The sequence below is a fragment of the Pseudomonas sp. PvP028 genome, assembly GCF_017832255.1.
Lineage (GTDB): Bacteria > Pseudomonadota > Gammaproteobacteria > Pseudomonadales > Pseudomonadaceae > Aquipseudomonas > Aquipseudomonas syringae.
In genome coordinates this window covers 1,255,171-1,280,851 of the sequence record NZ_JAFIBL010000001.1, presented here as the reverse complement: position 1 = coordinate 1,280,851, position 25,681 = coordinate 1,255,171, and the positions used below count along the sequence as shown (strand labels likewise).

Below are 25,681 nucleotides of genomic sequence, written 5' to 3'. Positions count from 1 at the left end.
CCGTGCCAAATTTTTAGTCGATGCCGTACTTGTTCATCCAGTTGCTCAGCGTCTGCTGGCTTTTGAGGCCTAATAGGCCCGCCGCTTGGGTTTTGTTGTTGCCGGTAATCTTGAGTGCCTGACGAAGATAATGATCAGCCACACTAGAAATTACTTCTTGCAAATCAATGCCTTGGGAAACATCAAGGGACATCGGACTTTGCTTATCCTGAGGCAGTTGAAACAGCGCCTGCTCGATGTCAAGCGTGTTTATCACGCTGCCTGTACACCAGAGCGCTGCTCGCAATAGAGTGGATTGCAGTTCCCGGACATTACCTCGCCAAGGGTGGCGTAGAATAAGATTTTTTGCATCAATGGAAATTTTCTTATCTCTGAAGGAGTTGTCCTGGGCGGTGATCTCCTTCAATAGGTAATCCGCCAGCAATAGCAGATCGCCCCCACGCTCACGCAGCGCAGGCAGATGCAGTACACCTACGGCCACGCGGTAAAAAAGGTCTTCCCTAAAGCGCCCGTCCGCTACGGCCTGCATAAGGTTGCGATGGGTTGCAGTAATCACGCGCACATCTACCTTGACGTCCTGACTAGCTCCGACCGGATTTACAACGCCTTCTTGCAGGACCCGCAACAGGCGTACCTGTGCATCTGGCGCGAGTTCACCGAACTCATCCAGAAAAAGGGTTCCCCCATGAGCTTGCTGGAAAACACCGACTCGATTCTCGACAGCCCCGGTGAAAGCTCCCTTGCGATGACCGAAAAGCGTAGAGTCGATCAGCTCTGGCGGGATGGCACCACAGTTGACGGCAATGAAAGGCTTGGATGAGCGAGGGCCTGCATTGTGGATTGCCCTGGCAAAAAGCTCTTTTCCTGTGCCAGTCTCACCATAGATCAGTACCGGAACCTGTTTTTGAGCAAGAATCTGAGCTTGAGATTTAAGAATCAGCATGCGGCTGCTTTGCGCGATTATGCTGTCGAACGCAGCGTTGACTGGAGCCTGCCCCTCAGAAAGCTGTAGCAGTTTTTCACCGGTAATGGTGTTAGCTGCAGGCACATATTCCGCAGTGATCTCGAACGGGACTTCAACTGTATGAACGCCCTGCTCTAAAGAGGACTGATAGAAGGTAGCTGGATAGCGTGTTTTGCCTAGCAAAATCCAGATTGCCTGCATCGCAGGCGTGCCAGGACTGATCAGTATTGAAAGATCTGTCCGAGGGGAGGACAGCCGTTCCAAGTGCTTATTCGCTGCCTTGTAGATTTCACCGAAATGCACCGGGGAGCTCAGCGACTCGTAGTGGAGTTCAATGCCTATGTCCACACCTGCCTTCAGCCATGCAAGGTATGGTTCAACACGTTCGGCAGGATACGAGCTGAGCAGCTCAACACGGTCAAATGAGGCCGATCGCAGGGTCGATAGAATAGGGCCGACCTCACCACCCCCTGGCGCCTTAAGATCATTCCCTCCGACCCAACAAGTCAATACACGCTGATTCTTGGACACGGTCCTTGTTCCCCCGACTTATACTCCCGCTGGATCCAGACAGGGAAAGTTTTGCTGTAACTCTTGGGCCGGATACTAAACTATCGGGCCGGGTTAAGCCTCGTAAACCGCAATGTCTCAACTCTCACGCCTCCGCATCAGACAGATTGACGTTACCGCCAATCTGTCTGATGCTAGCGCAAGGCTACCATGCCAGTCGTTAACTGAAAGCCAAAGCGGATGATGCTTATGCGGCACGAGCTTTCGTCAGCTGGTCGGCAGGTGATCCATTCAGCAAGTGAATGTGAATCAAAGGGTCAATTCGGTCACCACCCACGCTGCCAAATAACAGCGGCAGTCTTCCAATGCCTCAAATTTGCCACACTCACCTAGATAATTGTGGCGAAAACCCGCCACCCTCAACTAACACAACCCGTTGATTTTCCAGATAATCCCCGCTAAGTATTGATTCTAAAAGTCGACTTTTAGGACTCCGAAGGCAGAGGTCGTGGGTTCGAATCCCGCCTTGTGCACCATATTTTGCACTCTGGATATGTCTTGAATTGTGGACAGTCTATGAAATGCCCGAAGCCCGCCTTATGCAGGCTTTGTTGTTTCTGGCTTTTGGTGCCGGATGAGATCGTTATGTGCGCTCCGCACGTCATCGGCGAGAAGATGTTGGCCCAGCAAATGGTCCAAGCGAACAAGGAACTGAAAGCGGGCATCGAGGTACGCATGCTCGCCACCTCCCAACCGATGCCAGCAAAGGCCTCGGTATGTTCGACGCCCTGAACGGTTCCGAAGATGCAGCAGCACTGGCACACCGCTAACTGCCTTTCTCACAGCCCCAGGAAAAAGATGTATTTATTTTCATACACAATTCGAAACACCTCATCCCCCTAAATCCGAACCCCTCAGACAATGCAACCGGACATATTGTCGCACCACAAAAAATGGCTTGCGGTTGTGATGAATCGTTTCATCTGGCATAAAAGGTCGGCTTCGGGCTCGAAAATCTAGAAAAACATAGATTAATGGGTCGACGATAGCTGCTCCAATGTCTGACCCCGCGCGTCAAATAATCAAGCCAGTTTTGCTCGCTGCCCGAAGCGGATGCCTGTGCTATCCAATCTGTCTTTCAACCTCATCGAGGCCATTCCTACGGCGCGCCCAAACGTCGTGCAACAAAAAGGACCGGAAAATTGAGCGATCAATCCACTCCGAACACTCCACTCGTTAGATTCTGCGACAAAGTTGGTATTCCCTATCCCATGTTCTGGGGTTTTGTCGGCCTGTTGATCTTCATGATCGGCGATGGCGTAGAACTCGGATACCTCTCGCCCTTCCTCAGTGAACGCGGCATGCCCGGCGATGAAGTCGCCATGATCTTCACCATCTATGGCGTCACGGTCGGTATTTCATCGTGGCTCGCCGGTGCGCTCTCCAATATCTGGGGCCCGAAACGGGTGATGTTCCTGGGATTGATCATCTGGAGCGTGTTCGAAGTGCTCTTCCTGGTCTACGGCCTGCGGGAATTGAGCTATTCCATGATTCTGCTGACCTATGGTTTGCGCGGTTTCGGTTATCCGCTCTTCGCCTACGGTTTCCTGGTCTGGATCGCGGCTTCCACGCCGTCCCGCAAGATGGGCATGGCCGTGGGCTGGTTCTGGGTGGCTTACGCCGCGGGCCTGCCAATGCTGGGCTCTCTGGTGGCGAGCATCGCTATTCCGTTGATTGGTGCATTGCTGACCTTCTGGCTGTCTTTCGCCCTGGTGGTCATCGGTGGTGTGATTGGTCTGGTCGGGATGCGCGAAGCTCATGGCATGCGCCGACTGGCACCGGAAGGCGAGCGTCCGCTGGTGTCGATGGCCAAGAACATCACCATCATGTGGACCCGTCCCAAAGTGTCGTTGGCCGGTATCGTCCGCGTCATCAACACCTCGTCGATGTTTGGCTTTCTGGTGGTCATGCCAGGGTTCTTCATGCAAACCGTTGGCTTCACCCTGGAAGAATGGCTGCGCCTGCTGACCATCGTGTTTGTGTTCAACATCATCGGCAACCTGGGCTCCAGCGTCATCAGCACCAAGATCGGTTATCGCAACACGATCCTGTGGTTTGGCGCAGTGGGCAGCACGATCAGCACGCCGCTGTTCTTCTTCATGCCACAGGCGTTTCCGAACGACTTCCTGATCGCCTCGATCTTCGGCGCCTTCTACGGCCTGACCCTGGCGTGCTTCGTGCCGCTGTCGGCGCTGGCCCCTGCTTTGGCACCGAACAACAAAGCGGCTGCCTTGTCGGTGTTGAGCCTGGGTGCCGGCGCGTCGACGTGGGTTGGCCCGGCTGTTGTTGCGATCTTCAATGAAAGTTACGGCATTGAAGGCGTGGTCTGGGCGTTCTCCGGGTTGTACGCACTGAGTGCTGTGCTGACCGTATTCCTGAAAGATCCGGAGCCGGTGCATGACCCGATTCTGATCAAGATCAAGCGTCGGATCAAAGTGTTCGCGCCGCGTCTGGATTATCGTTGGGCTCACGCTGAGGATCCGAAGCAAGGTCAAAGCTGATTCAGAGCCCCAGGCTTTGCAGGAAAGAGCCGCCGCAGACTGCACACGCACTCTGCGGTGGCTTGGTTTTATTTGCGTGATTTAGGTCTGGGCACTCTGTTGAAATCTAGATACATGTATGCATAACCGAAACACCATTAACCAAGCCCTTATGAAATGGGATCTGCAGGGCTCAGTTCAAACCACGCCTAGGCAGTCTGGATGTGGCTTGAGTTGAGGACAGCCTATGAAATACCCGAAGCCCACCGTGTGCGGGTTTTTTGTTTTGGGCTTGTGGATTGCAACCCGTTGCTGAGCGCGCGCGCGCACGCTCTGACGGACGTTTCGAGCTGGATGAAGTCGACATGTGAGGCCGTGCATCATTGCGACGATCTACACGCTTCAGGTCGGTAAGCGCTCGTTAACGATTGAGGCCAAGTTTCTAAAAACCATCGAAGTGACCAGTGCCAAAAATAGTCGATACAAGCGATGACGATAAAGTGTGACTGGTGCGGATGGGGAGCAAAGTAACCTCTTGGAAGTGGTGCCGAACCTCTAACGAGCACTATTCATCTCAACGTCTATATGCATTCCATAAGCATATGTTTATTAACTAAAGTGAAATTAACTCCTGCGCTAATGCCACACCCACCGCCTGCAATCTGTTGGAGGCCCCTAGCTTTCTACTCGCATTTGCAATGTGAAAGTTTATAGTTCGCTCGGAGCAGCCAAGGATGCGGCTTATCTCCCATGTTGTTTTGCCTGCCCCCGACCATTTCAGCACCTCAGTCTCTCTCAGTGTGAGGCTGCAGAACTGTGCTTCCGGTCCTTTCAAGTGTCTCTGTGAGCCTTCTAGGAGAAAGGGTATCAACATAAAAAGCGCTCCTAAAGTCACACTTATTTCATCGCTAAGCTCCCCATTAGACGCTACTTGATGAGCAACATTGAATGAGCCGAGCATTTCTCTACAGCGCAGGGGAATGCTAACACCTTGTGATAGGTCATAGCGCTCTCGTGCTGCCCAGAACTCTTTTGATCTGTCACTCGCCCTCCTTCTTGCGGCCCCCCAAAAGAGTGGTACGAAGTGGCGACGGCAATGCTTGACTATAGGATCTACAAGGATGAAGTTCTGATCCTCATAGTATCTGAGCCAATCAAGAGGATAGGTTGTTATAATTTGATTGGGTAGTTCATTAGTGGTAGAGCTGCCCACGCTAAGCAAATAGGTTTTGCAGCCAAGCCGATATAATACTTTTCGTAAATGACTTTCCCAATCACTGCGGCATGAACGCTTCGCCAATCCGGAGAAATCATCCAGTACTTCTAAATAACCAATTTTTTGGAATGCGTCTTTTTTTGTATTGTTGTAGGAGAGTGGCAAGGCAATATCCTTTTTATTTTATTGTTATACGATAAAGAATTCGAGCGGCGGGTCGCAATTCAGCAGGCCCGCGCCTGATTTGTATTCAGTTACTGATGATGGCAATACTTTTCTATAAAGCTTTGGAATAGTGCAAGGCCATCCTCAGTCAAAATACTCTCGGGATGAAACTGAACCCCTTCCATTGGGTATTCGTGGTGACGAACACCCATGATATATCCGTCATCGCTTGAGGTGGATGTAACCCGCAGCACGTCAGGCAGACTCTTATCGTCAATGATCAAGGAGTGATAGCGTGTAGCTTTGATTGACTTGCCGCCGGTATGTGTATAGACGCCTTTGCCATCATTATCTATTATGCTGATCTTTCCGTGCATGACATGACCAGCCCGAATAACCGCTCCGCCAAAAGCAAGACCAATAGCCTGATGCCCAAGGCATACACCCAATATAGGCAGTCGTCTCTTAAAGTGCTGGATTAACTCGATATAACCTGCATCCTCCGGGCGACCGGGGCCTGGTCCAAGCACGCAAAAATCCGGTGCATACGCTTCGATCTTTTCTATCAGGTCTGGAGCATCATTGCGCTCCACGTTCGTCTCCAAACCTAACTGCTCAAGGTACTGACTGATGATAAATACGAAGCTGTCATAAGCATCTATCAGGAAAACTCTCAATGCAGCATCTCCTTTCCTGTGACTGCGCGGTAAACAGAGCTCATCTTATAAAACGTCTCTGTCCATTCTTTGTCCGGCACCGAATCTGCAACAACCCCTGCGGAAGCTCTCAAATAATAGGTACCTTCCTTATGTACGGCTGAACGGATACATAAAGCAGTATTTACGCTACCATCGAATCCAATCAGACCTACCGCGCCGGCGTATATGCCGCGTCGGTTTTTTTCCATACTTTCTATAATTTGCATCGCCCGAATCTTCGGCGCACCCGTCATCGTCCCCGCAGGAAACGACGCTTTGATAACATCGAATGCATCAAAGCCTGATCTTAGTAAGCCGCGTACGTTTGAGACCATGTGATAAAGATGTGAATACTCCTCTACCAGCATGAGCTCATCAACCTCTAGCGATCCCGGCTGACAAACACGACCGATATCGTTCCTGCATAGGTCCACCAGCATTAGATGCTCAGCACGCTCTTTTTCAGAGCGTGTCATGCTCAAGATCAGATCGCTGGGGGACACGCCAGGCGTTTTACCCACGGTTCCAGCGATAGGCCTCATTTCGATCAGCTCATCTTTGACTCGGACAAATAATTCGGGGCTTGCACCGATCAGGTCGACATCGCCCAGATTAGCCATGTACATATAAGGTGATGGATTGTTTTTCCGCAGTGCCCGATACACGTCGAAGGGCTTGACTGATGTATCGACCTGCACCTCATGACCCAGCTGAATCTGATAGATGTCACCTTGGTGAATGTGCTTCAGCGCCTTGTCGACCCAGCCAAGGAACTGCTCTTTTTCCACCGTATCCCGAGCAACTGTAACTGAAGGGTAACCGATCTGCTCGTCAGGTAGCGGCCTGCTTGCTGCGTCGGCCAGCAGAGCCGCGTATTCAGAAGTACCGCGGGTTTCCCACAGAGGGCAGTTATTAACCATGACTTCTACAGTCTGGTTTGTGTGAAAATAAATCAGCGTCTGAAAAACAGTGAGAGCGATGATTGGATAGTCAGCGGTCCGCTCAGTAAGGTCCGGGATTTTTTCGACGAATCGAACGCTGTCATAAGAAAGATAGCCGAAAAAAGCGAGGCTGGGATTAGCGTGGCGTGGAATCTCAAAGGGGACTTGTAAAATGCGCAGCAAATTCCATACGGTATCGTTATTGTCAATACCGATACGCTGGCTTTCGTCCAGAACAATTCCGTGCTCGGACAGCGAGCTTCTTAAATGACCTATAAGAAGCTCATTCCCTTCAAGCTCTGCATGTGCCTCATACACCTTTACTGACAGTAACGGGTTCATTCCTATAATAGTCGCCTTACGATCTCGACTGGGACCCGATAAAGACTCAAGAATAAATGTGCTAGCTGGACCTAAGGTATCCAGTGCTATCTTGTACAACGCCAATGCTTCGCATTTCTGACGCTCAGTATGTAGCTGCAGACTGACAGGTGCAATCGTCCTGCTCATAATGCTTCCTTTATTGTCGAATATCCTAAGTAGGTAGGCGGAAAACGTAAAAGCTCAATCATAGAACACCCCGCCAGTACGGCTTATCTAATTATTTATAAGATTTTCATTGGCCATGCAGGCGAACGAGGTCAATTGACACATTTTATCGGAATGGCATGAAAACCTGCTCGTCCCGCTGACGTATGTAGACTTTCGTATGATAAATAGCGAAAATTCCTACAGTGCTGGCCAGCTTTTTAAGAACGATGTTTTCTTGGTGCGTGACTGGCATGCAAAAAGACACTGGCAGTTGTTTGGCAGCGCCAGATATTGCTTTTGAAAACTGAAAGGTAGGATGCACTGCAATCACATGGGAGGCCCGCGAAACCATCCGATACTGATACTCTGTAATACATTGAGACCTCCTGTGTCTGTTGACGTACTGCAGAAATTATCTTGGATTATTTTAAGATGCTACTCATCGGTCTGGTGAGAGTCAATATACAATTATTCGGGCTTTGCAGGGCTAATCCTACTCGGCGGGAAAAATTACTATTCGGCAATAAACTGTCGAATAGCGGTAACGGTCTGTTCACTGCACTCGAGATATGGAACATGTCCCGCCCCCTCGATGATGCAGATACTTGCTTTCGGCAGGTCGCTAATGATCTTATCCAGGCAAGAAATATCAAAAATACAGTCTTCGCTACCCCATACGATCAAGGTCAGGGCTTGAATTTGAGTAAGTAGTGTCTCTAGTGGGTACAAGCCTGCATCTTTAAAGTCCTCCAGTATTTTTACGACGTTTGTGTAGCGAAGCGCCCCTTTGATAGCTAGAGCCTTCGCCAAAAATAACGGAATCCTGGGTGCCCGATGGAATGCAATGCTCCAAAAATTTTGCATTTCGTCGACAGTCCGATAGCCAAAAGGATGCTTGTCAGATTCAAGAAACTGTTTCATGACAAGGCTCGGTCTCAGAGCCGGCAAGCCGGCCGGTGCCATTGCGATCAGGTGGGAGACATCAGCAGGAAAAGCAGCTGCGTAAATACAGGCAATGCAGCCTCCGATAGAACTGCCGATCAACACAAAGCTTTTGCTGAGTTGTGTATCTAGAAAAGCCTTCAGCCGCCACGCCTGAGTTGCAGGGCTGTAGCTTTGCGATTTATCGAACGAAGACTCTCCCTCACCGGGCAGATCCACAAAAATACAGTTATAGGTGTCCACCATCGAGTAAATTTGTGGCCCCCACTGATCCTTGCTGGCCCCTAACCCATGAAGAAACACCAACGTAGGTCCAGTGTTGCGGCCACTCGAGCATAAGTAAGCAATTTCATAATCTTCTGCTTTCCAGCGCCGAAGTTTAAGTCTGTAGCGACACCTGTTCTGCTCGCGAATGCCTAACAGTAATAATTGACCCAGCCAATTCATGAAAAATCCTCTTACCGGGCTCGCCTGTCAATCGGCAGAACTACCGCTCACTGGAGCTGTCTTAGGCAATCCACGTACCTGGCAAAGCCCAACACCCATTACAACCGCCACTCCGCCAATCATAAGGCTTGTCGACAATTCCTCGCTCAGAAGCAATTGGCTGACCGCTACTGCAAATACTGGCACGAGTAAAAGAAACGGTGCCAAACGCTGAACAGGATGTCGACCCAAGAGCCAATACCACAGACCAAACCCAATGAGCCCGCCGCTCACGGCGGTATATAGCACAGCGGTCCATGCTATCGGGCTCGCAGTAAAGACAGACCCCCACATGGGACCCTCTAATGCAGCTGATACAATCAGCAGCTCAGGCGCTGCAATCAGTGCAGTCCATGCACTGATTGTCAATGGATTAAAGGGGCCCCATCGTTTAGCGAGCAATGTACCCACTGCGAATACAAAAGCGGCAGCAACCACCAACAATATCCCCGACAACTCGCCGCCCTTTCCTATTCCACCGACTACCGTCAGCACACCAAGCAATGCGATTACGATACCCACAATCACCGGCAAGCTGATGCGCTCCCCCAGCACGACAAATCCCAGCAAAAGAGTGAAAGGCGTTGTCAGTTGGTATGCAACGGCAGAAGTCGAAGCATCTACATGTGAAATACCGCAGTACAGCAATCCAAAATGCAGCGCCCCGGTTAACGAGGCAATGTAGAAGACTTTCGATAGTTCGCTTCGCTTGGGACCACCGCAAAACGGTAGTAACACGACCGCCATCAATGCGAATCGCATAGCAACCATAAGGATAGGCGGAAGTTCTTGTCCACCTATTTTAACTGCTGTCACTTGTGCTCCCCATAGAAAAGCCACGAGTACTGCTATCAGTGAATCTCGTATAGGCATTAGCCGTCACCCTGTCTGAAATTGAACTTGTTTAAGTAAACGCAGGTGCTCGGACCCGCGACGGGGTCGTTCGTTTAGTTTCTGGTAATGCTCCACGAGACGATCCAGAGTTTCCCGAAGTGCCTGTTCCGCTTCCGGGTCCTGAACCAGTTGGCTGTTGAACGTAGCCGGAAACCCTGAACCAACCAACACCATTTTGTTCAGCAGTACATTGAGCACCACCTGACCAAATACAGCGGTATGACCGTATCGACGTCCCACTACTGCTACCGCTGCGAGCTTGTCTCGCAATGGGCGCTCTCTCGGACGCAAAAAGCCATACCCCACACGTTCCAAAAATGCTTGAAAACGACTGTTGGCTCCATATGCGTGCATCACTGGCAGATACAGAATTGCGTCTGCCTTAACCATCTCATCAACGATCAAAGCGACGTCGTCAGACAAAGAGCAATCAGTTTTTGAGCAGGCATTATCGGCATCGCAATAATCGATACGATAATCTCGAAGCCAGAGATCTTCGACTGAGGCGCGTCCTTCCAGGTGATGTCGAATCAACGACACCACCCGGCTACTGACCCCGTTTGTCCGGTTTGAGCCCACGATGACGATCAGCTTCATTGGCTCAAGACGCCTTGAATAATGCTGCCTCAGCAAGGCGCTCATATTCTAGAAATGATTCCTCCAGTAACTGTCCAGTGAGGTATAACGTCACCCTTGCCACTTCTTTGATCTGTGCTCGCTCTTCATCTGTCTTCACCGAGCGCTGTATAGCCGCTCGCACTTCTTCAGAATGTTTTTCATCAATAGTCGAATGAGCAACAAAGAATGTCATCTGCTCGTCCACAAGACCCAGGTCTAAGCGAAACTTGTTCAGTATTGGCTGGATATGGCCGTAAACCTCTTCTGCCCAATAGCTATATCCTAAGCGAGCGACTGGCCCCAAACGAATGGCCACATCGTTCAGATAAGCGATCAGCGCCTGAGTAGGGGCAAGCGGCGTAGGTAGCAATGCGGGCAAAGCGTCTATGGACTCCAAATCGCGAATCACCATCTTCTCGTGCCCCAATTCTTCAAGCGCGTGCTTATAGACGAATCGCAGCAGCGTTGTCTGTCCCGGGTCCGCGCTGAATGCACAAGCCGCCTGATTAATCGAGTTGAAGCGGGTGTAATGGTAAATCTGAAGCATCACCTGTTGATAAAGCTCTACTGTAGTCGGATGCCCAAGACTGTGTGTCCAGTAGTTGCCTTTTTTAATTTTTGCCCAGCCGCTTTCGACAATAGCGTCCAGTTCTTTAAAGAAGTCATTCATTAGCTATTTTTCCTTTTATAGTATTAAAGACGGTGTCTATCTCTAGGTAAATCAAGCTGTAATCACGCATCGATTGACGACTTTTCCACGTGATGTTATCGGCTAAAACAATTCCCCCGATATCAACATATAATGCAGCCAAACGTCCTCGACATAACGCTGAGATATATCGAAATGACGTGTTCGTCTTCAGCCAGATTGCTATCTCTAGAAGAAAGAGCCTTAAGTGTGGGCCTCCTCTGTATTTCTCATCTAACACTAGTCTATTGGCGTCAAAAGTATCCATGGGATGAGTGAAATGCTGATCTACATTAACAACACGTTCGACGAAGCTTATACCATGTCCCAAAGGCGTTATTCGGATAGCACCTACGACCCTGTCGCGATCCATATAAGCCAGGTGGTAGGAGCAGGTATCACGCAACGCCTCTACGTTTTCAAAATTTTCTTCATTCGCCGGATTATCACCAATGTAGCGAGACCTCAGTGAATAAACCGTCTTGAATAATTCACTCTTCGTGGATATAACCTGCACAGACATGCTCATACAAACTCCTCGATTAGAGGCTGCGCTGATCGATAATTCGTGCTTCTTTCCAACTAAACCAACTTCCTAAATTTACATGGTCATCTAAATCATCCACTATCATGATTGTCGCATCGACTTCTAGACGCTCGCGCATACGCTCACGAACCACTAACGTCAATTGACTTCGATCACCTTGGTAGAATTTGGACATCTCAATTTTGGCTATTATCGTATCTTTACCGTTAACGTGGTTTATGACGATTTGATAACCTAGGCACTGCTCGACACCTTCGAGCAGTGCCTGCTCAATATGGCCGGCGGTGAAGGGCTTGCCGTTGAGGGTCATGGAGTCCTTGACTCGGCCAAGCACTTTCATTGTGTGCGAAAGGGCAATCGGTTTTTCTGCCGTTTTTTGGATGCAGACGAGATCCCCCGTCCGATAACGAATTAGGGGTTTCACTCCGTCAACCAGCATAGTGACACACAACTCGCCCTCGCCATTGTCTCCGAGACTCTCACCCGTTCTCGGATTCAATATTTCAATAATATAGTTGAGTCGATGAGGTACTAGTTGATCATGAGTATTAGTGGCAGCAATAATCATGGCTTCTTGCGAACCATATAAGCTGTTATAAGCTTCGCAGCCCCAAAGGCTGTACAAATTGTTTTTAAGAGCTGGCGTACAGAGTTCGCCGCTCATCATGAATGCCCGCAACGAAAAATCCTTGCGCGGGTCAAAACCTAATCGTTCGGCCTCTTTGGCTAGCGCAAGTAATAAGCCTGGAGCCGAAGCAACGATGCCAACACGTAAGTCCTGCATCAACTGGAGCGTTTTGGGATAGCCAATGACTGGAGAGTGCGGCCAGATTTTGGCGCTACATACACCTAGTTGCTGACAGATATCACCCAGAGTGTCGCCGAAAGAATGAACTTCGGTAGGGCCCATGATGCCTACGACAGTTTTTTCTCTTGGAAAATGCTTTTCCAGTACCGCCTTGTATGCCATCGCGAGTTGCTTATTACTCGCATAACTTTCCTTTTCGTCTCGAGGACAAGGCGTCGCCGGCCCCGTCGTGCCGGTAGTTTCATAATAGTACGCACTGTCTTCTAGTGCGCCAGATAATATATCCAGCATAGACGTTCTTAAATCCGCCTTGGTTGTAAAAGGCAGGGAGGTGAGGTTCTTTAATGAAACGTCTTGGGCTGAAATATTTTTAAAATGCTCTGCATAAAAATTTGATTTATTTTTGACATGGTTTAATACTGTTTCAAGCCTTTCCTCATGCCAGAATTTAAGGCTTTCTTCAGTAAGAGTATTTGTCCAATATGCTTGATGGATATCATCATACTTAACAAAAAATTCATTAGATGACTTTTCGATTTTCACAACGTAATCCCTGCTGGTAATTATAATCTTCGCCGCAATGGCTGCTTTCACTGGGTGCAGACATTAACAAGCAGAGAAAAATCGTATCCCTGTCAAATTGGTCAGTTGTTAGTATGTGTGTTTTATGCTAGGGCTGCGTGGTGATGGCAGGATGTTTATTGTTTAAACGATATAAGTCCTTCACATAGGCAGTTCGTATTCGACTTAAGAAACTAGGAGGCCTGAGTGTCAAAGGTAGCGGCGGCATAGCGTATACAGTGATTTTTCGTCATTTCGGCGGCGTTATTTAACCAGCGTCTTCTGTGGTTTTTAGATATCTCTCGTCTGCCTGGCTGTTTAAATTAAACACTCAATATTAAACGATATGTTTATTAAGATTGCCCAAGGAAATATTTTTCGAACGGCGAGATTCAGTTCCGACCGTGCAGTGCCCTATACAGCGTTATTGGGCTGATCTACGTGACACTACCGAGAATTACGCCTCAGCAAATCACCAACAAATGCTTCGCGAGGATTTTCCGGTCCAGCCAACTCCCTCACAAACACCTAAACCCCCACCCTTCTCACCCCAACAACCCAGCACCTCCAACCATCCTCACCCCCCATTCCACCCGCTCAGGAATACCCTGAATCAACACCCCCCGATCCTCCCCCAACAGCGCTCTAAGCTGATGGGGAGCGAACACCAGATCAATGAATTGACGGGCCAGTGCGTCAGGATCCTTGGGCTGGTCCGGCCCTGCCAATATGGCCGAACGTACTCTGATGAAACCGCCTTCCCACCCGATGCGGTTGACCTCAGCCGCCAGCAGCGGTGTGCGGTTAGAGGTGGCGATCACCAAGCGCATCATGGCCAGGGTATCGGCTTGCAGCGCATGTTCGAGGATGCCGTGGCCCACGTGGCGCAGGCGGCCTTCGAGTGGGAGTGCGGGGATTGTTTCGGCGGGCATCAGCAAGGTGGCTACGTGGCGTCGCACCACGGCTTCGAACAGCGCTTCTTTGTTGGCGTAACGGGCATAGAGGGTGGCTTTGCTGGCACCTGCCGCGCGGGCGATGTCTTCGCATGAGGTGCCTTCGAAACCACAGGCCAGAAAGCGCTGCAGCGCGGCATCCAGCAATCGACGCTCGGCCTCGCCCGCTTGGTCTTGCCTGGGCCTGCCACCTTTGGATTTGGTCTTGATCGCTGTCATGGCCGGCAACTTACAGCCCGCTTGTTTGTTCGTCAACTAAACGGTAACGTTCAGTTAAATGGAAGCAGGTAAACGCCGTTTCTACCTATTCATAACGACCAAGGAAGCGCTTTGTGAATGACGCGACTGCTTTACCCATCGTGGTTGCTGGCGCTACGGGAGATTTGGGCCAACGCGTCGTGCGGGCCTTGGCAGAGCGCGGTGCCCATGTCATAGCGCTGGTTCGACCGGGCACTGAACCAGCCAGGCTGAATGGCCTGCGCAACAGCACCACGACGATCACGCCGGTTTCACTGGATGACCCTCAGGGCCTGCGCCGTGCCATTGCCGGTTCGGGTTGTGTGGTGTCTACGCTCAACGGCCTGGAAGAGGTGATCATCGGGCAGCAGGGCAGGCTGTTGGAGGCTGCGGTGGCGGCTGGCGTGCCCAGGTTCATTCCCTCGGATTATTCGCTCGACTACACCCGTACCCGGCCTGGCGATAACCGCAACCTGGACCTTCGCCGACGCTTCGTCACCCAGCTCGATGCGGCCGACATCAGCGTGACCTCGATCCTCAACGGTGGCTTTCTGGAGCTGCTCGAAGGCGATGCACCGATCGTGCTGCCCGGACGGCGGGTGCTGCATTTTGGTGATGCACAACAGTTGCTGGACTTCACCGCCAAGGACGACGTAGCCGCCTTCACCGCCGATGCCGCGCTGGATCCCCACACGCCGCGCTTTCTGCGCATTGCCGGTAACAGTCTGTCGCCTGCGCAGATCGCCAGCCTCCTCACTGAGTTGACCGGGCAGCGCTACCGTACCCTGCGCCCCGGCAATATCGGCACGCTGTCCACCCTTATCGGCGTGGTGCGTGCGCTCACGCCTGCCAGTGACAAGCCGTTCCCGGCCTGGCAGGGCATGCAATACCTGCGCGACATGATGAGCGGGCGCGGCAAGCTGCTCAATCTGGATAACGACCGCTATGGCCAACGTGAATGGGCGTCCGTGCGTGACACGCTGGCCCGTACCCATGTGCAAGGGAGCAAACAATGACCTACCTTATCGAGCCCTTTCCTATTCAAATCCCCCAGGTGCAACTCGACGATCTGGCTCAGCGCCTGGCGCAAACCCGCTGGCCTGATCCTGAAACGGTCTCCGACAACAGTCAGGGACCACGGCTCGAGCGTCTGCGCGCGCTGGTCGAGCGCTGGCGTAATGGCTATGACTGGCGGTCCACCGAAGCCCAGCTCAACCAGTGGAACAGCAGCCGGGTCGAGATCGACGGGCTTGGTATTCATTTTCTGCACATCCGCTCGCCTCATCCTGACGCCTTGCCCTTGCTGATGACCCACGGTTGGCCGGGCTCGATTCTTGAGTTCAGGAAGATGATCGGGCCACTCACCGACCCTGTCGCCCATGGTGGGCAGGCCAGTGATGCGTTCCATTTGGTGATCCCGGCGCTACCGGGCTTTGGTTTCAGTGATAAGCCGCGTTCTACAGGCTGGGGCGTGGGCAAAACGGCGGCGGCCTGGGCGCAGTTGATGGAGCGTTTGGGCTATGGCCAGCGCTGGGCCGCTCAGGGTGGGGATTGGGGCGCGGCCGTGACCACCGCCCTTGGGCACATGCGCCCGCCTGGCCTGATCGGCATTCACCTGAACATGGTGATGTACCAAGCCACCGAGGCGGAAATCGCCCAGGCCACGCCTGAAGAACAGCGCATGTTGGCCGATGCGCAGCGCTACGACCGAGAGCTTTCCGGTTACATGAAAGTGCACAGCACCCGGCCGCAGTCAGTAGGCTTCGCCCTGTCGGATTCGCCCGTTGGCCTGGCGGCGTGGGTGTATGCGCTGTTTCAGGATGCCTCCGACAGCGGCGGCGAGCCTGAGCGGGTCATCGAGCTCGATGCGCTGATCGACGACATCATGCTGTACTGGCTGCCCAATGCCGGCCCCAGCTCGATCCGTTTCTACTGGGAAGGGATGCGCGAAATGCATAAGCAAGGCCCTGCCCCTACGATGCCTATACCTGCGGGCGTGAGCATGTTTCCGGGCGAGCTGCTGCGCCTGTCACGGCGCTGGGCGCAGGCGCGTTTCGACGATCTGCGGTTCTTCGCGGAAGCCGAGCACGGTGGCCACTTCGCGGCCATGGAAAACCCGAAAACGCTCACCGAGCATGTGCGTGAAACCTTCCGCCTGCTGCGTTAATACTTTTGCAGGCGTGCTGAATATCTCGGAGGTGGAGCGCCCCGCTACAACTGGAAAACAGCCACTCTCGGAGTTGGCGGATGCTCGGCCGTGAGCGCGCTGTGAGGCAATTTCAAAAAATTACCTCAAGCATGAACCCGACGAGTAAAGTACCGCCGCCCGAGATTTGGATCCGGGCGTTTTCCATGGAGTTTTATCGTGAAGTCAGTGAGTAAAGTTGTCGCCGCAGCAGTATGTGGTCTGGTTCTGGCAGGTTGCACCGGCACCCCTATGAAAACCCCGCAATACGACAGCAGCCAATACACCGTCGTAGGTCACAGTGAGGCAAGCGCCACCGGCCTGATGCTGTTCGGTCTGATCCCGATTCGTCAGAACGACCGTTTCGTTCGTGCGCAGAACAGCGCCATCCAGGCTAAGGGTGGCGATGCGCTGATCAATACCCAAGTGCAGGAGAAGTGGTTCTGGGCCTGGGTTCTGAACGGCTACACCACCACCGTTTCTGGTGACGTGATCAAGCTGAAAACGGCTAAATAAGCACTGCCCGATTTCAGAAAGCCCGGTTCGCCGGGCTTTTCTGTTTCTGGCTATCGAGCGATGGAGTAAGCGCTGACATACATCGTTACCCTCCGCCAAAAGGTTTAGCATTCAGCCCACCTTCGGATGTGAAGTTTTCTGCATGACGGCCTTCTACCTCAAGTTACTCATCACCCCCGCGCTCATGCTGGCTATTTCATTGGCCGCGAGGCGCTGGGGCACCGGCGTGGCGGGGCTGCTTTCCGGATTGCCGATGACCTCGGCGCTGGTCATGTTGTTTCTCAGCCTTGAGCAAGGCACCCAATTCGCCTCGATGGCGGTGCCCGGCGCACTGGCCGGGCTGGCGGCGATTCAGGCGACTTACCTGTTTTATTTTCTGGCCACTCGACGCGTTTCAGCGTTGACCGGATGCATCCTGGCCTTGGCGGTGTATGGCGCGACGGCCTTTGTGATGAACCAGTTGGGCTTACTGGCGCTGTCGATCATGTTCACGCTGCTGATGGTTGCGCTGATCATCGTTGCCACCTCGAAACAGACACCGCCGGACGTAGCGTCATACGTTGCACTGCCGCGCTGGGTCATTCCGATGCGCATGCTGACGGCTACCCTTCTGCTGCTGGCGATTACCGCAAGCGCCACCTGGCTCGGGCCCGTGGTCAGTGGGCTGCTCGCGCCGATCCCGGTGATCGCCTGGCCGCTTGCAGTGTTCGTCCACGTGCAAGGCGGGCGTTATGAGCTGGCGGCAATAATCCGCGGCAATGCCATTGGCGCGGTCGGTGTGGTGAGTTTCTACCTGACCCTCAGGTACTCCATCTTGCAATGGGGCGCGCTTCTGTCTATCGCGGCTGCCGTTTTGCTGGCTGTTGTGGTGACGGCTGGGTTGGCGCGGTTGTTGGCGAGGCGGTAGGGTTTATAGTTGCTCCGCTGAACGATGTGTAGTTCTGCGTCCGCGAATGACAGGCGCCTGTCGGCCAGAAGCGGTCGCGCCAGTCACTACATCCTCAGCTATGGGTGACGTCATGCTGACTTCGCACTCGTAGTACAAATACGCCCCACACGATAAACATAACACCTACAACCACACCGCCAACAATGGCCGAATTTTTTATTTTAGATCGATCCAAAGATTTGGTTCTTTCTGGATCACATATGATTTTTTCGCCGTCATCAAGTGCAACCAGCTTGTTCCTCCTAATCCCGCCATAAACTGACTGACGATACCAATGAGCTGTTACGCGCCTACCGGTCAAAGCTTGAAGCTGCTCTTGCGAAAAACATCGCGTCGAGCCACTCATACCCAGAGAGCAACTGAGAACAACAGCCCCCTGCTCATTGGAGATTGACACGTACTCGTCTCGCCCACCTGCTTTGACGGAAAACGTCCCGACAGCCACCTCCAACTGTTCGGGCCACGTAGACGAAATCAGCTTATCGACCACGACTAGGCACTCAATGGCAAATATCACAAAAATCACGATCAAATAACGTTTTCGCATCAAAGCCCTTCCTGGAAAATGATGAGCACGGCGTGAATCCGGCTGCTTCGCCAACCTCGCATAACATTAGATGAATGTTTGACGGTCGGTTTACTTTCACGATGCCCAGCAGGATTTTGCGGGTTGATGATTCGCATTGAGCTTCGATGCCTGGTAACACAATCAGCGCACGGGGAGATCGGTCGTAGGCGTCCGCTCTTGGCCGTTTGCGGCCCCTCGCGACAGGCAGCAATCTGTGTAAACGAGCACTCAACCGACTCGCAAGATTGCCCACGCAATGTAGAGAGCGGGTTGGCAGATCAGGATGACTGTCGCGAGTATCGTGCCGTAGGCAAGCCTGGTTCTTGGCGATTTCGCTCCCGAAGGCAAGACCACCGCCGAGCAACTCATCCGTAGAGTGAATACGATGAGCAGCACCAACTGCGCGCACACGTAGAGGTTGAAAGCTGGAGTTGCTGGAAGAAAATAATCGACAGGGCAAAGCAAAACCCCGAAGAGCGTGCCGAACAGGATTACGTGCCGGAAGTTTTTGGACACCTCGGCAAAGCTTAATTCGAATCGCACACCGGTTTTGCTGCTCATCAACCAGGCATAGAGCATGGTAAAGCCAACGGGCAACACGTAAATACCCAAGACCGCGTACAGCAGATATCCCCCTATCATGATGTTCTCCCTGAAAGTCCATTCAATCGCAATTTCCATCTCTTGCCAGATCCAGTCGCCTCCGGCAGCGTAGAATCTCAGCTGGTTGATGAGTGGATTATTCCGTAGCAGAACTCGGTCGGATAGCGATCGTGCTGGGAGGATTCTGCGATAACGACCTCCCCTTTTCTCATGATTTTTCTACCATGAAGCATTGAGCGTATATCGCATGAATACAGCTCTTGAATTTCCTACTGTGGCTCTTGGCCGACACACCAGCATAAGCCCCCTTTCGTTGAGCTCTCTATTGGCAAGCAACCGCCCGCCTGAACGTAATGTCTGGCCCCGAAGTCAAAAACACTTCAACCATGCTCCTCAAGGTGCCTTATGAGTTTGATACCCGAACTGAACAGCGAGGCTAACGTGCTGATATGCGGGGCCAGCCGAGGTATTGGCTTGGCACTGTGCGCGGCGTTGCTTGCTCGCGATGATGTGGCTCAGGTATGGGCGGTCGCGCGACAAGCCAGCACTTCCACAGAGCTGGCAACGCTTGCAGAGCAATATGGCCAACGCATCAAACGCGTCGACTGCGACGCGCGCATTGAACAATCCCTCGAAGCACTCGTGAGCGAGACGCTTGATGGATGCGATCATCTGCACCTCGTCATCAGTACGCTTGGCATCCTTCATCAGGACGGTGCGAAAGCAGAAAAGGGTCTGGCACAACTGACACTTGCGAGCCTGCAAGCGAGTTTCGCGACCAACACCTTTGCACCGATCCTGCTGCTCAAACACCTGCTCCCGCTATTGCGCAAACAACCTTCTACCTTCGCGGCGCTCTCCGCGAGGGTTGGCTCTATTGGCGATAACCGCCTGGGTGGCTGGTACAGCTACAGAGCCAGCAAAGCAGCGCTCAACCAGTTGCTGCACACGGCCAGTATCGAATTGAAACGCCTGAATCCGGCCTCTACTGTCCTGGCAATACACCCTGGCACGACTGACACGGAGCTGTCTCAGCCATTCCAGGCGAACGTGCCAGAAGGCCAACTGTTCGAACCGGCTTTCTCGGCGGATCGCATCATTGAGGTGGTGGGCGCGCATGGACCGGCCGACAGCGGGACCTTTTGGGACTGGGACGATAAGCCGATTGTCTGGTGACTTATTTCATTTGCGAAAATGAGAGGGCTGTAAGCCTGGTCAGGCCCGTCTGACGGGCTGTTATCGCCCAAAGCATGCATTTTGGTCACAACCCCGTGAAGCACGAAAACCAAGGTAAAGCAGCGTCACTGCTATGCCCTTTGTACTCTGTTTGTCCTCGAAGATCATGCATACAAAAAGACGAGCGGATTGTGGCTGGAATAGACAGAACGTTGAGTATCCAGAGAAAGACATTGCCGGATTCAAACCGCAATAAGGCCGCGAAGGCAGTCGCTCGATTTCCCTGCCTCTGATCCGGAACCGCCACCGAAACGCCTTGCAGGCGTTTTGATAGCGCACGCTCACATCAAAAAATAAAGATTGAATCCTCACAGAAAATGTTATTTAAATAACATAAATAAAACCGTCGAGGCTTCCATCGGCGCTGGTGAGGTCAAAATAACAATGAGCAAGATTGCAGTCATCGGCAGCAACATGGTCGACCTGATCACTTACATCGAACGCATGCCTGCCCAGGGCGAAACGCTCGAAGCACCGCGTTTTGCCATGGGGTGCGGTGGCAAGGGTGCCAATCAGGCCGCCGCCGCTGCGCTGCTGGGTGCCGACGTGCTGATGCTCAGCAAGGTCGGTGACGATGCTTTCGCCGATACCACCTTGACCAATTTTCAACGGCTGGGCATTGATACGCGCTTCGTTGAACGGGTGCCGGGCGTGTCGAGCGGCGTGGCGCCGATCTTCGTCCAGGAGAACTCCCATAACAGCATCCTCATCGTCAAAGGCGCCAATGCCCACCTGAGCCCGGCCGATATCGACCGCGCTGAGGCACAGCTGCGCGATTGCGCATTGATCGTGCTGCAACTGGAAGTCGAGCTGGCGACTGTTTACCACGCCATCGCCTTCGCTCATCGGCATGCCATCCCGGTGCTGCTCAATCCGGCGCCGGCCTTGGCCGGCCTGAGCCGCGAGCACCTGGCGCAGCTGGATTTCCTGATCCCCAACGAGAGCGAGCTGGCTCTGATCAGCGGCCAGCCGGTGACGTGCGCCGAGGAAGCGGCTCAGGCTGCACGCCAATTGGTTGCGCTGGGCGTACGCCACGTCATCGTCACCCTGGGCGAACAAGGGGCGCTGTACGTCGGTGCCGAAGGCGAGTGGCAGGTGCCAGGGGTCAAGGTTCAGGCGCGTGACACCACCGGTGCCGGTGACGCCTTCATTGGCTGCTTCGCCCGGCACTGGAGCGAGGACGGCAATATTCGCCAGGCCATGCACCAGGCGGTGGCCTACTCGGCCTGCTCGGTCACCGGCCTCGGTACGCAATCTTCTTACCCCGATGCGCCCACGTTTGCGCGCTTCCTCGATGCATCGGCCAACTGACACTCACCAGCATCTCGCGGAGAACAATAATGAATAAGCCTGCGCTGCAACAAACCCCGGACGGGTTCTACCTGAACCGTACGCCGTGGTTCGCCTTCATCCTGCTCTGCAGCATCTTCGCCCTGTGGGCGGCGGCCGCGAGCATGAACGACGTGCTCATCGCGCACTTCAAGAAGGCCTTCCTGCTCAGCGACTTCCAGACCGCTTTCGTCCAGTCGGCGTTCTATCTGGGTTACTTTTTCGTCGCCATTCCGGCGGCACTGGTAGTGCGTCGCTTCAGCTACAAGACCACCATCCTCATCGGCCTGATGCTGTACCTGTTCGGCTGCGCCCTGTTCTTTCCAGCGGCGTCGACCGCCAAGTACGGCATGTTCCTGATGGCACTGTTCGTCATCGCCGCTGGCCTGTCGTTTCTCGAGACTGCGTGCAACACCTATTCGACACTGATGGGGCCACGGGAAACCGGCACACGGCGCCTGAACATCTCGCAGACCTTCCACCCATTCGGCGCCATGACCGGGGTGTACGTCGGCAGCTTCGTGATGTTCAAGGACACCGATGCCACGCGCGAACAGTTGGCCCAGATGAGCGCCAGTGAGGCGGCGGCGCAGCAATTGCAAATGATCCAGTCGACCCTGCTGCCGTACAAATGGATGATCGCGGTACTCATATTGATGTTCATCCTGATCGCCATCACCCGCTTCCCCGCGTGCAAGGGCAACGGCACCGTCAGCGAACCGCGGGCGAGCATCGGCCAGAGCCTCGGCCGCCTGCGGCGCAATCCGCGCTTCTGCTTCGGTGTGCTGGCGCAGTTCCTCTATGTTGGCGCGCAGGTCGGGGTGTGGAGCTTCACCATTCGCCTGGCCATGCAAATGGGCGGGATGAACGAGCGCAGTGCCTCGTGGTTCCTGCTGACCACCTTTGCCGCCTATTTTATCGGCAAGATGATCGCCAACCTGCTGATGCGCAAAATGCACCCGGCCAAAGTTCTCGCGGTGTATGGCGTGCTGTGCATCGTGCTGCTGGCTTACACCATCCTGGTGCCGAACATCACTGCGGTGTATGCCGCAGTGGGGGTCAGTGTGTTTCTCGGGCCTTGCTGGCCGACCATCTATGGTCTGACCATTGACGGGCTCGGCGAGGACACCGGTGTCGGCGGCTCGTTACTGGTGATGAGCATCGTTGGCGGTGGCGTGATGCCGATCTTCCAGGGTCTGCTCAGCGATGCCAATGGCGGCAACATGCAGATTGCCTACAGCGTGCCGCTGCTGTGCTTCGTGGCCATCGTGATGTACGCAGTGTATTGCATGCGTCAGCCGCAACCGGTGCTGGGTGGCTCGGCCACGGCGGTGGCGCAATGAGTAGCGAAGCGTTGCGCCTGCCCCTCTACCCTCAGCTCTGGGACCAGACCAGCCGGCTGCTGCTCGAATCCGCGAACTTCAGCGTGCGTGCCTGGACCTACCCCAGCGGGGTCAAGGCGCTGTCACTGGAAAACAGTCGCGGCAAGCTGGTGATCCTGCCCTGGCAGGGGCAAATGATCTGGTCGGCCGAATTCGACGGCGTTGATTTGACCATGCTCAATATGTTCACCCAGCCGCGGCCCAGTGCCAGCGTGATCGGCACCTACGGCTGTTTCATGTTTCACAGCGGCCTGCTGCGCAACGGTTGCCCGGGGCCCGAGGATGATCATGCGCTGCACGGCGAAATGCCCTGCGCGCCGATGGACGATGCCTGGCTGCAGGCAGGCGAAGACGAGCACGGCGCTTATCTGCGCCTCGGCGGCACTTACGAATACGTGCAGGGTTTCGGCGACCATTACCGGGCCAGCCCGAGCGTGACCCTGCGCCCGGCCAGCGGGCTGTTCGAGATCGGCATGCAGGTGGTCAATCTGGCCGGTAAGGCCATGGACCTGATGTACATGGCGCACATGAACTACGCCTACGTCGACGGCGCGCGCCTCACCCAGCCCTTGGGCTGCGAGGGCACACGGGTACGCGCCAGCGTGCCGGCCCATGTGCGGCCGACCCCAGCCTGGAACGCCTATATCGCCGAGCTCAGTCAGGACCCGACCCGCCTCGAGGTGCTCGACTCGCCCGCGCTGTATGACCCGGAGATCGTCTGCTTCTTCGATGACGTGCGCAGCGACGCTCAGGGACAGGCGCATTTCTTCCTCGATCATCCCGACGGCGCGGCGTTCTACACCCGCTACAGCCCGCGGCAATTTGAACATGCCGCGCGCTGGATCCTGCATAACACCGATCAGCAGGTGGCGGCCTTTATCTTGCCGGCCACCTGCGAACCGGAGGGCTACCGCGCCGAACTCGCCAAAGGCAACGTGCGCAGCCTCGCGCCCGGTGCCAGCGCCGAGTTCAGCGTGACCACCGGTTACCTGAACGCACCCGAACGCCGGGCGCTGCAACCGTGATGCATCTAGAGCACAAGCTGCGCGCCGCCGGCCTCGATGGCCTCGCGGTAGCTACGCGGGATTTTCTTGTCGCTGACCACGCAATGGAAGTCGCTCAAGGCACCGAAGTGCGCAGTGCGTACGGCGTCGAATTTGGAGTGATCGGCCAGCAGCAGGCTTTGCCGGGCCTGACGCATGACCTTCTGCTTGACCTCCACCTCGTGGAAATTGAAGCAGGTGACACCGCAGTCCAGGCTGACCCCGGCCGCCGAGACAAATGCCCAGGTCAGGCGCACGCCATCGAGGATGCTGGTTTCGGCATGGCTCTCGAACACCTGGTTCTTGCGGTGGAAGATGCCGCCGCACAGGACGATGCTGCAGTTGGGTTTCTGCTGCAGCTTGAGCAGCACGTTGAGCGAGTTGCACACCGCGGTGAACTCCAGCTCGTCGGGGATGAAGTCGACCACGAAGGGGATCGTTGTACCGCAGTCGAAAAACACGGTGTCGCCGGGCCGGATGAAAGTGGCGGCCAGCTTGCCGATGCGGCGCTTCTCCTCGACATGGCGGGTGCCCTGCTCGCTGACCCGGTAATCCCCCGGCTCAGGATCATCGTGGGCGCGAGTGATGTAGCCGCCCAGCAGCCGTAATTGCTCGGGGTGCCGGCTGAGGTCGCGGCGCAAGGTCATTTCGGACACCTCAAGCAGCGCCGCCATCTCCCGCAGATGGATGGCTTTCTGATCTTGCAGGGCCTGTTGAATCTGTTTGATGCGGTCGGTTTTCTTGACGTCCATGGGCATCTCGGCAATCCGTTAGTGGTGTCGCTAGAGTAACACCAAGTGTTAATTTTTTAACTTATGGGTATCCACCCAAGTGTTTTTACTGATGACAGGAATCCCTTGATGAATTCGCTAGAACCCGCTGCACTGGCCCAGGCCATCGATCACACCTTGTTGGCGGCAGATGCCAGCCGAGAGCAGATTGCCACACTTTGCGCCGAAGCCCGGGAACACGGCTTCTACTCGGTGTGCGTGAACTCCAGCCAGGTGCCTTTTGCCGCGCGACAACTGGCCGGGTCTGCCGTGAAGGTCTGTGCGGTGGTGGGCTTTCCACTGGGCGCCGGGCTGAGTGCCAGCAAGGCGTCGGAAGCAGCCCTGACGATCGCCGCCGGCGCTCAGGAAATCGACATGGTGCTGAACATCGGCTGGCTCAAGGACGGCCTGTTCGATGAGGTCCGCGACGATATCGCTGCGGTGCTGCAGGCCTGTGGCAGCGTGCCGCTCAAGGTGATCCTGGAGACCTGCCTGCTCGATGAGGCGCAGAAGGTGCGCGCCTGCGAAATCTGCCGCGACTTGGGCGTGGCATTCGTCAAGACCTCCACCGGCTTCAGCCGCAGTGGCGCGACGCTCGAGGATGTGGCGCTGATGCGCCGTGTGGTCGGCCCTGACATCGGCGTCAAGGCGTCTGGCGGGGTGCGTGACGTGGCCACGGCCAGAGCCATGATCGAAGCTGGCGCAACACGCCTGGGCACCAGTTCCGGGATTGCGATCGTGACAGGCGCGGGTACGGGGGCGGGCTATTGAGTCTGCGGGCTTTGACCTCAAAGCCCGCTG

The 25,681-nt window shown here is 54.3% G+C and carries 24 protein-coding genes and 1 pseudogene; 11 read left to right on the top strand and 14 right to left on the bottom strand.

The genetic code is table 11. The features are described 5' to 3' along the window. Positions 1-13: 13 nt before the first annotated feature. Positions 14-1,495, bottom strand: coding sequence for a sigma-54 dependent transcriptional regulator (locus tag JOE34_RS05755; RefSeq protein ID WP_209995264.1), 1,482 nt, complete (start codon positions 1,493-1,495; stop codon positions 14-16). Between the two features lie 600 nt (positions 1,496-2,095). On the opposite strand from JOE34_RS05755, the pseudogene JOE34_RS25790 reads away from it, so the two are divergent. Together JOE34_RS25790 and JOE34_RS05750 are read left to right on the top strand one after the other, a co-directional pair. Then, a pseudogene (locus JOE34_RS25790) lies at positions 2,096-2,330 on the top strand (hypothetical protein); the annotation flags it as partial. A gap of 346 nt (positions 2,331-2,676) precedes the next feature. Further along, on the top strand, positions 2,677-4,035 hold the full coding sequence (locus JOE34_RS05750; protein WP_063313214.1) for an MFS transporter: 1,359 nt from the start codon (positions 2,677-2,679) through the stop codon (positions 4,033-4,035). A gap of 592 nt (positions 4,036-4,627) precedes the next feature. Here the strand turns inward: JOE34_RS05750 and JOE34_RS05745 are convergent. The 10 genes from JOE34_RS05745 to JOE34_RS05700 all read right to left on the bottom strand — a co-directional run bounded on the left by JOE34_RS05745 (position 4,628) and on the right by JOE34_RS05700 (position 14,281). Beyond that, positions 4,628-5,395 (bottom strand): LuxR family transcriptional regulator, encoded by a 768-nt coding sequence (locus tag JOE34_RS05745; RefSeq protein WP_063313215.1) that lies wholly within the window; start codon positions 5,393-5,395, stop codon positions 4,628-4,630. 89 nt (positions 5,396-5,484) lie between these two features. Beyond that, complete coding sequence (locus tag JOE34_RS05740; protein ID WP_209995262.1) at positions 5,485-6,072, bottom strand: aminodeoxychorismate/anthranilate synthase component II; 588 nt, start codon at positions 6,070-6,072, stop codon at positions 5,485-5,487. Beyond that, positions 6,069-7,544 (bottom strand): anthranilate synthase component I family protein, encoded by a 1,476-nt coding sequence (locus tag JOE34_RS05735; protein WP_209995260.1) that lies wholly within the window; start codon positions 7,542-7,544, stop codon positions 6,069-6,071. The genes JOE34_RS05740 and JOE34_RS05735 overlap by 4 nt, the downstream gene beginning before the upstream one ends. A 534-nt stretch (positions 7,545-8,078) precedes the next feature. Next, positions 8,079-8,954 carry an alpha/beta hydrolase gene (locus JOE34_RS05730; RefSeq protein ID WP_063313219.1) on the bottom strand — a complete coding sequence of 292 codons (876 nt, stop codon included), beginning with the start codon at positions 8,952-8,954 and terminating at the stop codon, positions 8,079-8,081. 27 nt (positions 8,955-8,981) lie between these two features. Continuing rightward, positions 8,982-9,866 carry an EamA family transporter gene (locus tag JOE34_RS05725; RefSeq protein WP_063313220.1) on the bottom strand — a complete coding sequence of 295 codons (885 nt, stop codon included), beginning with the start codon at positions 9,864-9,866 and terminating at the stop codon, positions 8,982-8,984. A gap of 6 nt (positions 9,867-9,872) precedes the next feature. Next, positions 9,873-10,484 (bottom strand): flavodoxin family protein, encoded by a 612-nt coding sequence (locus tag JOE34_RS05720; RefSeq protein WP_058398368.1) that lies wholly within the window; start codon positions 10,482-10,484, stop codon positions 9,873-9,875. Positions 10,485-10,488: 4 nt separating this feature from the next. Next, positions 10,489-11,175 carry an iron-containing redox enzyme family protein gene (locus JOE34_RS05715; protein ID WP_063313222.1) on the bottom strand — a complete coding sequence of 229 codons (687 nt, stop codon included), beginning with the start codon at positions 11,173-11,175 and terminating at the stop codon, positions 10,489-10,491. Further along, positions 11,168-11,722: an acetyltransferase gene (locus JOE34_RS05710; RefSeq protein ID WP_080466133.1), complete on the bottom strand. Its 555-nt coding sequence runs from the start codon at positions 11,720-11,722 to the stop codon at positions 11,168-11,170. Before JOE34_RS05710 ends, JOE34_RS05715 begins: the two co-directional genes overlap by 8 nt. A 13-nt stretch (positions 11,723-11,735) precedes the next feature. Continuing rightward, positions 11,736-12,839, bottom strand: a complete 1,104-nt coding sequence (locus JOE34_RS05705) for an AMP-binding protein (RefSeq protein ID WP_245227108.1) — start codon at positions 12,837-12,839, stop codon at positions 11,736-11,738. 815 nt (positions 12,840-13,654) lie between these two features. Continuing rightward, positions 13,655-14,281, bottom strand: a complete 627-nt coding sequence (locus tag JOE34_RS05700) for a TetR/AcrR family transcriptional regulator (RefSeq protein WP_065093765.1) — start codon at positions 14,279-14,281, stop codon at positions 13,655-13,657. Positions 14,282-14,394: 113 nt separating this feature from the next. Here JOE34_RS05700 and JOE34_RS05695 point away from each other — a divergent pair, with 113 nt between their 5' ends. The 4 genes from JOE34_RS05695 (at position 14,395) to JOE34_RS05680 (ending at position 17,907) form a co-directional block, all read left to right on the top strand. Further along, on the top strand, positions 14,395-15,315 hold the full coding sequence (locus JOE34_RS05695) for an NmrA family NAD(P)-binding protein (RefSeq protein WP_209995258.1): 921 nt from the start codon (positions 14,395-14,397) through the stop codon (positions 15,313-15,315). Next, positions 15,312-16,466 carry an epoxide hydrolase gene (locus tag JOE34_RS05690; protein WP_209995240.1) on the top strand — a complete coding sequence of 385 codons (1,155 nt, stop codon included), beginning with the start codon at positions 15,312-15,314 and terminating at the stop codon, positions 16,464-16,466. The genes JOE34_RS05695 and JOE34_RS05690 overlap by 4 nt, the downstream gene beginning before the upstream one ends. Before the next feature lie 198 nt (positions 16,467-16,664). Next, positions 16,665-17,000 carry a hypothetical protein gene (locus tag JOE34_RS05685; RefSeq protein ID WP_016566852.1) on the top strand — a complete coding sequence of 112 codons (336 nt, stop codon included), beginning with the start codon at positions 16,665-16,667 and terminating at the stop codon, positions 16,998-17,000. Positions 17,001-17,142: 142 nt separating this feature from the next. After that, entirely contained in the window at positions 17,143-17,907 is a 765-nt protein-coding gene (locus JOE34_RS05680) for a hypothetical protein (RefSeq protein WP_046266597.1), read from the top strand. 94 nt (positions 17,908-18,001) lie between these two features. Here JOE34_RS05680 and JOE34_RS05675 read toward each other — a convergent pair whose 3' ends face one another. Continuing rightward, a complete protein-coding gene (locus tag JOE34_RS05675) occupies positions 18,002-18,496 on the bottom strand; it encodes a hypothetical protein (RefSeq protein ID WP_209995238.1) in 495 nt (164 codons plus the stop codon). A gap of 249 nt (positions 18,497-18,745) precedes the next feature. Continuing rightward, the gene (locus tag JOE34_RS05670; RefSeq protein ID WP_209995229.1) at positions 18,746-19,198 is read right to left on the bottom strand and encodes a hypothetical protein; all 453 of its coding nucleotides are present in this window, start codon (positions 19,196-19,198) and stop codon (positions 18,746-18,748) included. Between the two features lie 327 nt (positions 19,199-19,525). Here JOE34_RS05670 and JOE34_RS05665 point away from each other — a divergent pair, with 327 nt between their 5' ends. From JOE34_RS05665 to JOE34_RS05650, 4 genes are all read left to right on the top strand, one after another. Continuing rightward, positions 19,526-20,296, top strand: coding sequence for an SDR family NAD(P)-dependent oxidoreductase (locus tag JOE34_RS05665; RefSeq protein WP_065089019.1), 771 nt, complete (start codon positions 19,526-19,528; stop codon positions 20,294-20,296). A 444-nt stretch (positions 20,297-20,740) separates the two neighbouring features. Continuing rightward, entirely contained in the window at positions 20,741-21,667 is a 927-nt protein-coding gene (gene rbsK, locus JOE34_RS05660) for a ribokinase (RefSeq protein ID WP_209995227.1), read from the top strand. A 29-nt stretch (positions 21,668-21,696) separates the two neighbouring features. Then, entirely contained in the window at positions 21,697-23,028 is a 1,332-nt protein-coding gene (fucP, locus tag JOE34_RS05655) for an L-fucose:H+ symporter permease (RefSeq protein ID WP_003415888.1), read from the top strand. Beyond that, positions 23,025-24,092 (top strand): aldose 1-epimerase family protein, encoded by a 1,068-nt coding sequence (locus tag JOE34_RS05650; RefSeq protein ID WP_209995217.1) that lies wholly within the window; start codon positions 23,025-23,027, stop codon positions 24,090-24,092. The genes fucP and JOE34_RS05650 overlap by 4 nt, the downstream gene beginning before the upstream one ends. Before the next feature lie 5 nt (positions 24,093-24,097). On the opposite strand, the gene deoR is transcribed toward JOE34_RS05650, so the two are convergent. Next, complete coding sequence (gene deoR / locus JOE34_RS05645; protein ID WP_003425726.1) at positions 24,098-24,868, bottom strand: DNA-binding transcriptional repressor DeoR; 771 nt, start codon at positions 24,866-24,868, stop codon at positions 24,098-24,100. 102 nt (positions 24,869-24,970) lie between these two features. Between deoR and deoC the strand changes: the two genes are divergently transcribed. Continuing rightward, positions 24,971-25,651, top strand: a complete 681-nt coding sequence (deoC, locus tag JOE34_RS05640) for a deoxyribose-phosphate aldolase (RefSeq protein ID WP_004403629.1) — start codon at positions 24,971-24,973, stop codon at positions 25,649-25,651. The last annotated feature ends 30 nt before the right edge of the window (positions 25,652-25,681 follow it).

Bases quoted from the DNA above. Each gene is read 5' to 3' on its own strand.
- JOE34_RS05720 (WP_058398368.1), bottom strand. From the start codon at position 10,484: ATGAAGCTGATCGTCATCGTGGGCTCAAACCGGACAAACGGGGTCAGT.
- JOE34_RS05705 (WP_245227108.1), bottom strand. From the start codon at position 12,839: ATGCTGGATATATTATCTGGCGCACTAGAAGACAGTGCGTACTATTAT.
- JOE34_RS05715 (WP_063313222.1), bottom strand. From the start codon at position 11,175: ATGAATGACTTCTTTAAAGAACTGGACGCTATTGTCGAAAGCGGCTGG.
- JOE34_RS05680 (WP_046266597.1), top strand. From the start codon at position 17,143: ATGACGGCCTTCTACCTCAAGTTACTCATCACCCCCGCGCTCATGCTG.
- JOE34_RS05665 (WP_065089019.1), top strand. From the start codon at position 19,526: ATGAGTTTGATACCCGAACTGAACAGCGAGGCTAACGTGCTGATATGC.
- fucP (WP_003415888.1), top strand. From the start codon at position 21,697: ATGAATAAGCCTGCGCTGCAACAAACCCCGGACGGGTTCTACCTGAAC.
- JOE34_RS05690 (WP_209995240.1), top strand. From the start codon at position 15,312: ATGACCTACCTTATCGAGCCCTTTCCTATTCAAATCCCCCAGGTGCAA.
- rbsK (WP_209995227.1), top strand. From the start codon at position 20,741: ATGAGCAAGATTGCAGTCATCGGCAGCAACATGGTCGACCTGATCACT.
- JOE34_RS05730 (WP_063313219.1), bottom strand. From the start codon at position 8,954: ATGAATTGGCTGGGTCAATTATTACTGTTAGGCATTCGCGAGCAGAAC.
- JOE34_RS05675 (WP_209995238.1), bottom strand. From the start codon at position 18,496: ATGCGAAAACGTTATTTGATCGTGATTTTTGTGATATTTGCCATTGAG.
- JOE34_RS05700 (WP_065093765.1), bottom strand. From the start codon at position 14,281: ATGACAGCGATCAAGACCAAATCCAAAGGTGGCAGGCCCAGGCAAGAC.
- JOE34_RS05670 (WP_209995229.1), bottom strand. From the start codon at position 19,198: ATGGAAATTGCGATTGAATGGACTTTCAGGGAGAACATCATGATAGGG.
- JOE34_RS05725 (WP_063313220.1), bottom strand. From the start codon at position 9,866: ATGCCTATACGAGATTCACTGATAGCAGTACTCGTGGCTTTTCTATGG.
- JOE34_RS05650 (WP_209995217.1), top strand. From the start codon at position 23,025: ATGAGTAGCGAAGCGTTGCGCCTGCCCCTCTACCCTCAGCTCTGGGAC.
- deoC (WP_004403629.1), top strand. From the start codon at position 24,971: ATGAATTCGCTAGAACCCGCTGCACTGGCCCAGGCCATCGATCACACC.
- deoR (WP_003425726.1), bottom strand. From the start codon at position 24,868: ATGCCCATGGACGTCAAGAAAACCGACCGCATCAAACAGATTCAACAG.
- JOE34_RS05710 (WP_080466133.1), bottom strand. From the start codon at position 11,722: ATGAGCATGTCTGTGCAGGTTATATCCACGAAGAGTGAATTATTCAAG.
- JOE34_RS05735 (WP_209995260.1), bottom strand. From the start codon at position 7,544: ATGAGCAGGACGATTGCACCTGTCAGTCTGCAGCTACATACTGAGCGT.